This is a genomic window from Ruegeria faecimaris, assembly GCF_900182615.1.
Classification (GTDB): Bacteria; Pseudomonadota; Alphaproteobacteria; order Rhodobacterales; family Rhodobacteraceae; genus Ruegeria; species Ruegeria faecimaris.
Genome location: NZ_FXTE01000001.1, coordinates 1,248,420 through 1,261,135, shown reverse-complemented (window position 1 = coordinate 1,261,135; position 12,716 = coordinate 1,248,420). Strand labels below are relative to the sequence as shown.

The following is a 12,716-nucleotide window of genomic DNA, read 5'->3' as shown; positions in this document are numbered from 1 at the left end:
AAGTAAGGCTGAAGCCGCGCCATCTGCTCGTCAGTCAACCAGAATAGATTGCTCATGTTATACCCCTGAAACTCACGGGTATGAATCACGCAGGCGGGATGACGGCAACCAAATTAATAGGTCCAGAACCTAGGGATTGTGCCGCTCAAAGGCGATAGGGCTGGCTAGGACGGTTGGCAAGATCGCGATGTGGCCAAGATCTTGGAGAAAGCTAACAAGTATAGAAGTGGCTACCTTGCCCGCGCAATCAGGCGCCGGGTAAGTGAAGTTTTTGCTAAGTATTAGCTAGAGCTTCACGCCGCCGCGACTGGGCCTGAAGTCCGAACCTTTTGGCCGTTGCTATCAGCGGACCCGGTTTCGGTTGGCGTTCCCTTGGCGACTTGCACCTGATTGCGCCCTTTGTCTTTCGCCATATACAGCGCGTCATCGGCGGCGCGCATCAAATCTTGCGGCATGGTGCCATGCGCCGGGTAATGCGATACACCAACCGAAATCGTTATTCGCGGCAGCGACTTGTCACCGTATCGGACCGAGACCGCTTCGACCGACTGCCGTAATTTCTCGGCACGGCTCACCGCGTCATCCGGGGTGTTGTCCGGCAAGATCAGCATGAATTCCTCACCACCAATACGGCAGGCAACCTCGTCCCGGTCACAGCCCTGTTCCAAGGCGGCTCCGACTGCGCGCAGCACCATGTCGCCTGCATCATGGCCATGAGTGTCGTTGAACTTCTTGAAATGATCGACATCAACGGCGATCAGGCTCAGCGGTACACCGGTCTGTTGACTGCGTGAAATAGACTTGCGCAGGGTTTCCGTCATATGACGACGGTTGAACAGTCCGGTCAAAGGATCACGCACGGACTGGTCGTGCAGCTGATCGCGCATCCTCACATTTGCAATGGCCATGCTGATCTGTTCAGCGCAGAGCTGCGCCAGTTTCCTGCTGACGTGAAACTCTTCTTCGCAGTTTTCATGTGCCCGAAGATGCAACAATCCAACCGTCTCGCCATGAGCCAGAATCGGAAAACAGAAATATTGGCGCCCGTCATGCGGTTCCGCATGTTCGCAGATGAAATCAATCTCGGAGGCGCCGAATTCATAGGTACGCCCCCGGCGCAGACCCCAGCACCCCTCGGGGTGGATATGTGCCTTATGGGTGCCGCCGTTCCAACTGGCACAGCCATCAAGCACATCGCGCGAGTTCGAGTAGACGTAAACGCTGCCCTCTGCTTCGGGCAGGATATGGGTCATAAAGCGCGAAACCATATCGAACAGTTCATCCAGCGAACGGCTGGATTGCAGCCATTCGTTCAGCTCCCCTAGCAGCCGCACTTCGCGTGCAAGGCGGAGCTGGTCCGCCATCAGATCACGCTCTTTCTCGGATTGTTTGTGCAAAGAGCGCAGTTGCGCCCGGTTGGTCCTGTAGGTCACCAATGACACCATCGCCAGCGCCAACAGGGCCACACCGCTTAGAACGATCAGCGAAATTCTCAGCCGGGTTATGAAGGTCGCCCGCAAATCCGAGATATCGGTAAAAAACTCTATCGCACCGATGAAGCGACCGTTTTTTGTAACCGGCATAAAGACTTTGACTATGTGATGCGCGCTGGAGTTCTGAATGTTGCCTGTGTGCAAGTCCAGGCCGTCAATCTCGGATAGGGGCACAACCTCTTGTAAATAGTACACCATTCCCCGGGCAACATCGGCGCGAAAGAACGCGCTGTCTTCGCGCAGGCCGACCTCACCTTGACGAGTGGACCAGACCACGCGTCCACTCGTGTCGAACAACCTGAACCGGTAGACATCCGATGCTTCGGGCATCGACGTCAGAAACTCTGCATCATGCCCATCTATATGGCCGGTTCGCAGCGTTGTTTCGGGGTCTTCAAGGTGCAAAACAACCCTGCGTTTCCACAATTCTGATTGTTTGAGGATATCTGTCCGCAGCATCCGTTCCACCAAGGGCGCAGGAAGCCGATAGACACCCCAACCCGCACCAATGGCGAGGCTGATCAGCAATAGGGTGATCCCGGTCCATTTGAGTCGATGATTGATCGTCCCCCGCTCAGCCAATGCCATATCCATATGCTCCCAAACCTTTGGGCCAAGCATCTGACCTAAGGCTTTACAGAGAGTTAATGGCATCAGTCGAACACCGCTTCATTTGGTTGGAATTGAACGCAAGGAAAATCTTAAAAGCTTGTGAACAAGCCGTGAACAAAGCCTTTCCCTTTGCGCCCATCCGGCGTAGTTTGAGAGTATGAGCAGTTTTGACGAAATGGACGCCTTCGAGGGCGCATTGCTGTCGGCGCGGGCGATGCCTGCGGTGGCTGTCGACTATTTGAACGACCTCAACCCGGCACAGCGCGAAGCGGTCGAGCGGCTGGACGGTCCGGTTTTGATGCTGGCAGGTGCCGGCACGGGCAAGACCAAGGCACTGACCGCGCGGATCACCCATCTACTCAGATCACATCGGGTACGCGAGAACGAGATTTTGGCCGTGACCTTCACCAACAAGGCCGCGCGCGAGATGAAAGAACGGGTCGGGCGCATGTTGGGCCGACCTGCCGAAGGGATGCCGTGGCTGGGAACGTTCCACGCGATCTGCGTCAAACTGTTGCGCCGCCATGCCGAACTGGCGGGCCTCAAGTCGAATTTTACTATTTTGGATACTGATGACCAAAAGCGCTTGCTCAAGCAACTGACTCAGGCAGCCAATATCGACGACAAACGCTGGCCTGCGCGGATGCTGGCCGGGATCATTGATGACTGGAAAAACCGCGCGCTGACGCCAGATAGGGTGCCTGCTGCGGATGCCGGAGCTTATAATAACAAAGGCATTGAGCTTTATGCCCAATACCAGACCCGCCTGCGTGAGCTGAATGCGGTGGATTTCGGCGACCTGCTGTTGCACATGGTCACGATCTTTCAAACCCATCCGGATGTTCTGGAGCAATACCAGCGCTGGTTCCGCTACATCCTCGTGGACGAGTATCAGGATACCAACGTCGCTCAGTACCTGTGGCTGCGGCTGCTGGCCGGGGGGCACAAGAATATCTGTTGCGTCGGCGATGATGATCAGTCGATCTATGGCTGGCGCGGGGCCGAGGTGGGCAACATCCTGCGGTTCGAGAAAGATTTTCCCGGTGCTTTTGTGGTTCGGCTGGAACAGAACTACCGCTCGACCCCGCATATTCTGGCGGCGGCTTCGAACGTTATTCGGGGCAATGAAAGCCGGTTGGGCAAAGAGCTTTGGACCGACAGAGAAGAGGGTGAAAAGGTTCGCCTGATTGGCCATTGGGATGGTGAGGAAGAGGCGCGTTGGATCGGAGAAGAGATCGACGCGATGCAGAGCGGGACGCGTGGCGTGCGTCCGATGAACCTGGACGAAATGGCTATCCTCGTGCGCGCGTCGCACCAGATGCGCGCGTTCGAGGATCGGTTCCTGACCATCGGGATGCCCTACAAGGTGATCGGCGGGCCACGGTTTTATGAGCGGATGGAGATTCGCGATGCCATGGCCTATTTCCGGTTGGTGGTCAGCCCCGAGGATGATCTGGCGTTCGAGCGGATCGTAAACACGCCCAAGCGCGGCCTTGGGGACAAGGCGCAGCAGACCATTCAAGTGGTGGCGCGTGAAAACGGGGTGTCCCTGGTCGAAGGGGCGCGGATCGTGGTCGAGCAGGGGCTGATCAAGGGCAAGGGTGGCAAGGCGCTGCGCGAGTTGATCGACGGGCTGGCTCGGTGGAATGCGATGACACGCGGACCACGGATCGAAGTGGATGATGACACCGTCATTGATGACGGGGTGTCTCCGATCCGCTATGGCGCGCCCGAGCACACGCATATCGAACTGGCGCAGATCGTGCTGGATGAATCCGGCTATACCGCCCATTGGCAGAATGAGAAAACGCCCGAGGCGCCGGGCCGGCTGGAAAACCTCAAGGAACTGGTCAACCAACTGGACAATTTCGAGAACCTGCAAGGGTTTTTGGAACATGTCAGCCTGGTCATGGACAATGAAAAGGAAACGGATGGGGCAAAGGTCTCGATCATGACTCTGCATGCGGCCAAGGGGCTGGAGTTTCCCGCCGTGTTCCTGCCGGGTTGGGAGGACGGGTTGTTCCCGTCGCAGCGGTCGATGGACGAGACCGGAATCAAGGGGCTCGAAGAGGAACGGCGTCTAGCCTATGTGGGCATCACCCGTGCCGAAGAGGTCTGTACGATTTCCTTTGCCGCCAACCGCCGGGTGTTCGGGCAATGGCAGAATTCGATGCCATCACGGTTTATTGACGAACTGCCCGAGGAGCATGTCGAGGTTCTGACGCCTCCGGGGCTCTATGGCGGGGGGCAGCCGTCGGCCGGGATCGAAACCCGCGCGGCTGAGGCAAATGTCTATAACTCACCCGGCTGGAAACGGCTGCAGGCGCGGCAGGGACAATATGGCATGTCGCAACCGCGCGAAACACGCAACACGGTGATCGACGCAACCGCGGTGGCAAGTTTCACACTGGGTGAACGGGTGTTTCACAAGAAATTCGGCTATGGCGCAGTGGAGGGCATCGAGGGCGACAAGGTTGAGGTCGCGTTCGACAAGGCGGGCACCAAGAAGGTTGTTGCCCAGTATCTTTTTCCGAAGGACGACGTTCCGTTTTAACCAAAAGGAATGCGCCTGACAGCGCATGCTCAATGTTTTGAAAGGCGCCTGGGTGGGCGCCTTTTTCTTTGGGGGAAACGAAAAACGGCGGTTCCCAGGGAGGAGGAAGGAAACCGCCGTTCTTTTCAACACCAAGGCAGGGAGGAGGAGAGCCCCGATGTATCCGAACCCGGGTTTGATCCCGGTATGAGGAAGACGCGGCGACGTCAGGGAGGAGGAGAGACGTCGCCGCGTACTTTCAACATCAGGGCAGGGAGGAGGAGAGCCCCGATGTATCTGCTTCCGGCGTTCAGGGCCGGTATAAAAGGCGGCAACGTCAGGGAGGAGGAGAGACGTTGCCGCAGATTACAGACCCAAGGGAGGAGTAGGGTCTGATCTCTGTATTGCTGTGCGCTTAACGCGCGAATTGTTCTTCTGCGGCCTGCATTGCCAGCCGACGGATCATTGAGCGGTGCAGGCCCAGGTCGGCCAACTCGCGATCGGACAGCTCGGACAGTTCGTTAACCGTCTGGCGGTAGGCTCGATAGCGTGCAAACCGGGTCTTTGCGGTTTCGATCATCGAAGCCAGGCCGAATGCCGGAGCGCTTCTCAGAGCGGTTTGTTGTGTTGCTACACCCATCTGCGTAACCCGTTTCGTATGTTGGTGCCGAAGTGTTTCGGCGTTTGCTTGAGGATGAAAATAAGCAAATGCTGCGATTGCACAATAGTTGACGTCGTCAATGCTGCTATGCAGCAAATGCATGGATATCAAAGAGTTGAATGTTGGCAATCGAATATGCCTTAAAAATATGGGTTTGAGTTGCGCCAAGGGTGTCGCTTCTAATGCGGTTCCACTGAAAACCATAGGATCGTGACGTAAGGTCCGATTGCTTCGGTACGGTTATCGAAGAAGCCGAACGGCTGTGCTCGTGCGTATATGGGAAATCGTGGGTTCAGGTGGTTTTTAGTAACTTGGGGGTGCATGGGAGCCGAGCCACCTTTGTTGATTCGTAGTTTGGAATGGAGGATTTGCTGGCTCTATCTACGGGGAATCGACGAAAGTAAAAAAATGTTGGGAATTCATGGGACGCTCAGAATTTCTCTGATTTATCTATATATGGTTACTATAAGGTAGTTGTATCCTAATTCTGGTGTATAAATTGAGTTTCCATTCATTTTCTTATCGATTACATTGTGAGCTGGGGCATGAGTGTGAGAAATTTTCTATTGATTTCCATGAATTCCCATGCCATCCCTTAGTTATCCGATGAGGACGAGGCACATGGGGCGCTAAACGACCCCGAACCAATAAAATCAGGTTTCATACAGGCTTCTCGCTTTCATCAATCAAGAGATCCGGCGCGCGGGCGAGCAGACATCCCCCCAGGTGGCGCGCGCAGCTGGACATCCCGCAAAGCGGGTCAATGCGGCGGGTTGATCAGTGGCAGCAGATCAACCCGCCGTTTTAATTCTGGGGGGAGTGAGAATTTCAAGTGGGGCGCAAGCGAAAGGGACAGTCGTCTTGGCGCGCAGGTTTAGAGGTGAAAGCCACCATAAGGTGGACACGAAGGGCAGGGTATCAATCCCGGCCTCGTTTCGCCGTGTGCTTGAGGCTTCTGATCCCAACTGGCAGCCCGGTGACAATCCCGAACTTGTAATTGTTTATGGCGACCACCGGCGCAAATTCCTTGAATGCTATACTATGCAGGCGATTGACGAAGTTGACGCCAAGATTGATGCGCTTCCACGGGGTTCAATGCAGCGGAAGACATTGCAGCGCATGTTCCACGGGCAATCCTTTCCGACAAACGTGGATGAGACCGGGCGTCTGGTTCTACCCGCCAAGCTGCGCAGCAAGATTGACCTAGAGGGTGAAGCCTTCTTTATTGCCGCTGGCGACACGTTCCAGATCTGGAAGCCTGAAACCTACGAGTCTGATGAATTGGCGGCCGCCGAGGAATGGCTGGATGATCAACCCGAGGATTTCGATCCTTTGGTGTTCCTAGATGGCGTCGGGGACGCGTGACGGCATGGCCGGTGCGCAAACCTCTTCTGACAAACCACATATTCCGGTATTATTGCGCCCTTTGCTGGCTGCGGTCTCTCCGGTGTCGGGCGTTTGGTTGGACGGAACCTTTGGTGCCGGAGGATATACCCGTGGCCTGCTCGAGGCAGGCGCGGACAAGGTCGTCGGCGTTGATCGTGATCCGCTGGCCTTTGAAATGGCTGCGGACTGGGCCAAGGGCTATAGTGATCGGCTGGTGATGCAGCCCGGCGTCTTTTCGCGTCTGGACGAATACGCTCAGAACTTGGACGGGGTGGTGCTGGACCTTGGGGTTTCCTCGATGCAGCTGGATTTGGCCGAGCGTGGCTTTTCCTTTATGAAGGACGGCCCGCTGGACATGCGCATGAGCCAGGACGGCGAAAGCGCGGCTGATCTGGTCAACACCGCAAGCGAAGCGCAGCTGGCCGACATCCTGTTTCACTATGGTGAAGAACGCGCCAGCAGGCGAATTGCCAGGGCTATCGTCAAGGCGCGGGCGGAAGAGCCGATCACAACCACCTTGCGGTTGGTGGGGCTTATCGAATCCTGTCTGCCCAGGCCCAAACCCGGTCAATCGCATCCCGCGACACGCAGCTTTCAGGGGCTGCGCATCGCGGTGAATGCAGAATATGAAGAATTGTTCCAGGGCCTGATGGCCGCTGAGCGCGCGCTGAAACCTGGCGGGCAGCTGGCTGTTGTGACGTTTCATTCGATCGAAGACCGCATGGTCAAGCGGTTCTTTCAGTCGCGGGCGGGCAAAACAGGCCGGGCAAATCGCTATGCGCCCGAAATTGCGCAGGACCAGCCGCAATTTACGCTCAAAACCCGTAAGGCAGTGGGGCCGGACGAGCAGGAATTACAAGAAAATCCGCGTTCGCGCTCAGCCAAGCTGCGTGTTGCTGTGCGCACTGAGGCTCCGGCGGGGGAAATTGAAGCCCGCGCCATTGGGATGCCACAACTAGGGGGAAGGGCAAAATGAAGAGTGTATTGTATGTGTTGACTGCCTTGGCCGTGTTCGGGGTGGCCCTTTGGGCGTATCAAGAGAACTACCGCACCCAGCAAGTTGTGAAAGAAACGCAAACACTGCAACGAGAGATCGGCGTGGCGCAGGTCCGACTGGCCGTTCTGAATGCGGAATGGGCTTATTTGAACCGTCCTGATCGTCTTCGAGAGCTGGCGGATCTGAATTTTGAACGTCTCGGCCTGCTGCCCTTGCGAGCAGAGCAGTTTGGGCGCGCGGATCAGGTTGCCTATGCCGAGGATCCAGATCTTCCGATTGTCGATCCCATCGAATTGCAGGCGATAACCAACATTAAGGCGTTGGGAGAGGTGCAGTTCCCATGACGCGCACGCCCCTCCGCCCTCTGGCCCGTGTCCTGGATGCGCGTGCACGCGGTGAAAATCCCAAGGTTATCGAGCGCGAAAACATCCAGAAGCGCCATGAAGATATGAAGGACAGGGCCCGTGCTCGGGCCGAGGGCCGTTTGCTGGTGCTGGGACTTTTCTTCTTTTGCGCCTTCTCGGTGGTTGGTGTTCGGATGGGGATGCTTGCGACGTCCGAGGCGCAAGAACCCTTGGCCAACGCCCCCGGTGCCACAATCGCGATGCAGCGCGCCAATATTGTTGACCGCGAAGGGCGCATTCTGGCCACCAACCTGGACACCTATTCCGTCTATGCCCAGCCGCCGTTGATGATCGATCCGATTGCCGCCGCGGATCAACTGGTGGCAATCTTCCCGGATTTGGAAAAAGACCGTCTGATCAAGGATTTCACCGGCAACCGCAAGTTCCTGTGGATCAAAAAGCGCATCTCGCCCGAGCAGAAGCAAGCCGTGCATGACATCGGTGATCCAGGTATTCTGTTCGGCCCGCGCGAAATGCGCCTTTACCCGAATGGCAAGCTGGCAGCACATATCCTTGGCGGGTCAGGTTTTGGGCGTGAAGGCGTCAGTGCTGCCGAGGTGATCGGCGTGGCCGGGATTGAAAAGCAATTCGACGATTATCTGCGGGACCCTGCCAACGGAAACAAGCCGCTGCAACTCTCGCTGGATCTGACTGTACAGGCCGCTGTCGAACAGGTGCTTTTTGGTGGCATGAAGATCATGAACGCCAAAGGCGCCTCAGCCGTTTTGATGGATGCGCATACGGGCGAGGTCATCTCGGCGGCGTCGCTGCCATCCTTTGATCCCAATGATCGCCCGCGCCCCCCGACGTCGGGGTTCGATCCATCGGACAGCCCCTTGTTCAACCGCTATGTGCAGGGCGTGTACGAGTTGGGATCGGTGTTCAAGATATTCACCGCTGCGCAGGCAATTCAGCTTGGTCTGGTGAATTCTGAAACGATCATCGACACCTCGGGTCCGATGAAAATCGGTCGTTTTCCGATTGGTGAGTTCAACGGCAAGAATTACGGCAAGATCAGCGTGGCGGATGTGATCGTCCACAGCTCGAACCGGGGTACTGGGCGTCTGGCGCTGCAAATTGGCGCGCAGCGGCAACAGGAATTCCTGCGTTCGCTGGGCATGTTCGAACCGACCCCGTTCGAGATTGTCGAAGCAAAAGGTGGCGAGCCGCTCAAGCCCAAGAAATGGGGTGAGCTGAGCACAGTGACCATTTCTTATGGCCATGGCTTGTCGACCAGCCCGATGCATCTGGCGGCGGGATATGCGGCGATTGCCAATGGCGGGTATTATGTCAGCCCAACGATTCTGCGCAGGAGCGGGTCACAATATGGCCCGCGCGTGATGTCTCTGGGCGCTGCGACGCAGGCGCAGAAGATGCTGCGCAAGGTTGTCACCGACGGCACAGCGAGCTTTGGCGATGTCGCCGGCTATGACGTGGCAGGTAAAACCGGTACGGCAGACAAACCGAAGCCGCGCGGTGGGTACTATGATGACAAAGTCATCGCCACTTTTGCGACGATCTTCCCGGCCTATGATCCGAAGTACGTACTTATCGTCACTCTGGATGAACCTTCCATCGTGGCCTATGGCGAAAAACGCCGTACAGCAGGGTGGACAGCCGTACCTGTGGCTGCGGAGCTGATCGGGCGTGTCGCGCCCTTGTTGGGATTGCGCCCCCGGCTTGAGCCTGAGGCGCGCGCTGCTATAACGCTGACCTCGAATTAGGCGTCCGGCGAAAGGTGGGTCATGGGCACTAGGACTAAGAAACTCAGCCAACTGGCCCTGACCGCACGTGCGGGTGCAAACCCTGAGATTACCGGGTTGGCCGTTGATAGCCGCGAGGTCAAAGACGGTTATCTGTTTGCGGCACTTCCGGGAACGCGCGTCCATGGCGCAGAGTTCATTCAATATGCTCTGCGCATGGGGGCCGCCGCAATCCTCACCGATGCCGAAGGGGCCGAGGTCGCAGCGGGCGTGCTTGCGGGGTCGGATGCCGCGCTGGTGGTGGTTGAAGACCCAAGGCAGGCGCTGGCAGGATGCGCAGCACTGTGGTTCGGAAAGCAGCCTCAGACCATCGTGGCTGTGACGGGGACCAATGGTAAAACCTCTGTCGCGACCTTTGTCCGCCAAATCTGGATGGAACTGGGTCATGCGGCCGTCAACCTGGGGACAACCGGGGTCGAGGGCGCATGGACTACCCCTTTGGCGCATACAACGCCCGAACCGATCACCCTGCATCGGTGTTTGGCCGACGCGGCTGAGAACGGTGTGACACATGCCGCGATGGAAGCATCCTCGCATGGTCTCGAGCAGCGCCGCCTGGACGGGGTACAGTTGGCGGCAGCGGGTTTCTCGAATTTCACCCAGGATCATCTGGATTATCACGAAACCTTCGAGGCGTATTTTGCCGCCAAAGCAGGACTTTTCGACCGCGTGTTGCCTCAGGACGGCACGGTTGTGGTCAACATGAGCGATCCAAAGGGTGGGCAGGTTCGTCGTATCGCTGAAACCCGTGGGCAAAATGTGCTGACCGTTGGATTGGGTGATGCAGATCTGTGTCTGCTCAATCAGCGCTTTGATGCAACCGGGCAGGATCTGCGGTTTTCGTGGCAGGGTAAGGTATATCAGACCCGATTGAACCTGATCGGTGGGTTCCAGGCTGAAAACATCCTGCTGGCATGTGGGCTGGTGATCGCTGGTGGCGAAGATCCCAGGCGTGTTTTCGAGACCCTGCCGCATCTGACGACGGTCCGGGGACGGATGCAACTGGCTGCGACGCGTGAAAACGGGGCTGCTGTGTTTGTCGATTACGCCCATACGCCAGATGCTGTGGCCACGGCACTCAAGGCTTTGCGCCCTCATGTTATGGGCCGGCTTATCGCCGTCATCGGTGCCGGCGGAGATCGTGATGCGACCAAGCGCCCGCTGATGGGCAAGGCTGCGGCCAATAACGCTGATGTGGTATTTGTCACCGACGACAATCCTCGCACCGAAGACCCAGCTACCATTCGTACCGCTGTGATGCTGGGCGCGCCCGAGGCAACCGAAGTGGGTGATCGTGCCGAAGCCATCCTGCGCGGCATAGATGCCCTGCAACCGGGTGATGCCTTGCTGATCGCCGGAAAAGGGCACGAGACAGGACAGATCGTGGGCGATCAGGTATTGCCATTCGATGACGTTGAGCAAGCCAGCATTAGCGTGGCCGCCCTGGACGGGAGGGTGGCATGACGCTCTGGACTGCGGCCGAGGCCGCTGCGGCCACGGGTGGGCGTGCCACCGCCGATTGGCAGGTCAATGGCGTATCCATCGACACCCGCACATTGCAGCCCGGAGATCTGTTTGTTGCGCTGAAGGCGGCGCGCGATGGCCACGATTTTGTGGCGCAAGCGCTTGAGAAGGGCGCAGGCGCAGCGCTGGTCTCGCAGATACCCGAGGGCGTTTCCCCGGACGCGCCGTTACTGATCGTCGAGGACGTGCAGACCGGGCTTGAGGCGCTGGGACAGGCGGCTCGTGCCCGGACAGAGGCGCGCGTGGTCGGTGTAACCGGCAGCGTCGGCAAGACATCGACCAAAGAAATGCTGGTCAATATCTTGGAAATTCATGGGAAAACACATGCCAGCGTTGCCAGCTACAACAACCATTGGGGGGTGCCGCTGACGCTGGCGCGGATGCCGCGCGATACCGAATTCGCTGTGATCGAGATCGGGATGAATCATCCCGGAGAGATTGCTCCGCTGGCGCGTCAGGCCCGTCCACACGTGGGATTGGTCACCACAGTTGCGGCAGTCCATTTGGAAGCATTCGAGTCGGTTGCAGGTATAGCGAAAGAGAAAGCCGCGATATTCGAAGGGTTGGTCCCGGGCGGTGCGGCCATCGTGAATGCGGATATCGAACACGCCGACATCCTGCGCCAATACGCAGATGAGGCCGGAGCAGGGATCGTCGATTTTGGGCGCGCTGCGTCAGATTACGTGCTGACCGGAGTTGTGCAAAAACCTGACTCGGTCCATGCAACGGCCGGCGTCGACGGAAAAGACATTTCTTTTGATGTGCAATCAGCAGGCACTCATTTCGCCATGAATGCGCTTGGGGCATTGGCCGCCTGCGTTGAACTTGGTGTTGACCTGAACGACGCCATCACCGGCCTGCGCAACTGGTCGCCGGTAAAAGGTCGCGGCGTTCGCGAGCAGATTTCGCTGGCCGGTGGTGGTCAGATCGAATTGCTGGACGACAGCTATAACGCCAATCCAACTTCGATGGAGGCTGCCTTGGAAGTTTTGGCCGCCTCACAGGGCATGCGCCGGATCGCGTTTCTGGGTGATATGAAAGAGCTGGGCGCGCAAGAGATCCCCATGCATGCAGCGATGGCGAATGTCGCGGCTATGACGCAGATGGATCAGGTTCACTGCATTGGCCCGCTTATGAAAGCGCTTTACGATGCGTTGCCAGCGGAAAAGCGCGGACTTTGGTTTGAGACCAGCGTTGAGATGGCTGAACGGCTGCCAGAGCTGATCTGCACAGGCGACACTGTTCTTGCCAAAGGATCACTCAGCATGGCGCTGGCGCGAATTGTTGACGGTTTGCGGGAAATGGGGCAAGGGGACGCGCTTGAGCCATGATCGCCGCACGGG

The 12,716-nt window shown here is 57.6% G+C and carries 9 protein-coding genes; 7 read left to right on the top strand and 2 right to left on the bottom strand.

What is annotated here, in order from left to right:
- Window positions 1-293: 293 nt before the first annotated feature.
- Entirely contained in the window at window positions 294-2,081 is a 1,788-nt protein-coding gene (locus FN806_RS06215) for a sensor domain-containing diguanylate cyclase (RefSeq protein ID WP_142635191.1), read from the bottom strand.
- Between the two features lie 181 nt (window positions 2,082-2,262).
- Here FN806_RS06215 and FN806_RS06210 point away from each other — a divergent pair, with 181 nt between their 5' ends.
- On the top strand, window positions 2,263-4,659 hold the full coding sequence (locus FN806_RS06210; protein ID WP_142635059.1) for an ATP-dependent helicase: 2,397 nt from the start codon (window positions 2,263-2,265) through the stop codon (window positions 4,657-4,659).
- A 394-nt stretch (window positions 4,660-5,053) separates the two neighbouring features.
- On the opposite strand, the gene FN806_RS06205 is transcribed toward FN806_RS06210, so the two are convergent.
- Window positions 5,054-5,278 carry a DUF1127 domain-containing protein gene (locus FN806_RS06205; protein WP_142635057.1) on the bottom strand — a complete coding sequence of 75 codons (225 nt, stop codon included), beginning with the start codon at window positions 5,276-5,278 and terminating at the stop codon, window positions 5,054-5,056.
- 918 nt (window positions 5,279-6,196) lie between these two features.
- Between FN806_RS06205 and mraZ the strand changes: the two genes are divergently transcribed.
- Genes mraZ through FN806_RS06175 form a run of 6 tightly spaced genes read left to right on the top strand, consistent with a single transcriptional unit; the run spans window position 6,197 to window position 12,704 of the window.
- The gene (gene mraZ, locus FN806_RS06200) at window positions 6,197-6,664 is read left to right on the top strand and encodes a division/cell wall cluster transcriptional repressor MraZ (RefSeq protein ID WP_246097158.1); all 468 of its coding nucleotides are present in this window, start codon (window positions 6,197-6,199) and stop codon (window positions 6,662-6,664) included.
- A 4-nt stretch (window positions 6,665-6,668) separates the two neighbouring features.
- The gene (gene rsmH / locus FN806_RS06195) at window positions 6,669-7,661 is read left to right on the top strand and encodes a 16S rRNA (cytosine(1402)-N(4))-methyltransferase RsmH (protein WP_142635189.1); all 993 of its coding nucleotides are present in this window, start codon (window positions 6,669-6,671) and stop codon (window positions 7,659-7,661) included.
- Window positions 7,658-8,026, top strand: coding sequence for a cell division protein FtsL (ftsL, locus tag FN806_RS06190; protein ID WP_142635053.1), 369 nt, complete (start codon window positions 7,658-7,660; stop codon window positions 8,024-8,026). The genes rsmH and ftsL overlap by 4 nt, the downstream gene beginning before the upstream one ends.
- Window positions 8,023-9,810, top strand: coding sequence for a peptidoglycan D,D-transpeptidase FtsI family protein (locus FN806_RS06185; RefSeq protein WP_142635051.1), 1,788 nt, complete (start codon window positions 8,023-8,025; stop codon window positions 9,808-9,810). The genes ftsL and FN806_RS06185 overlap by 4 nt, the downstream gene beginning before the upstream one ends.
- Window positions 9,811-9,831: 21 nt before the next feature.
- Window positions 9,832-11,313 carry a UDP-N-acetylmuramoyl-L-alanyl-D-glutamate--2,6-diaminopimelate ligase gene (locus FN806_RS06180; protein WP_142635049.1) on the top strand — a complete coding sequence of 494 codons (1,482 nt, stop codon included), beginning with the start codon at window positions 9,832-9,834 and terminating at the stop codon, window positions 11,311-11,313.
- Window positions 11,310-12,704: a UDP-N-acetylmuramoyl-tripeptide--D-alanyl-D-alanine ligase gene (locus FN806_RS06175; RefSeq protein ID WP_142635047.1), complete on the top strand. Its 1,395-nt coding sequence runs from the start codon at window positions 11,310-11,312 to the stop codon at window positions 12,702-12,704. The genes FN806_RS06180 and FN806_RS06175 overlap by 4 nt, the downstream gene beginning before the upstream one ends.
- Window positions 12,705-12,716 lie beyond the last annotated feature (12 nt).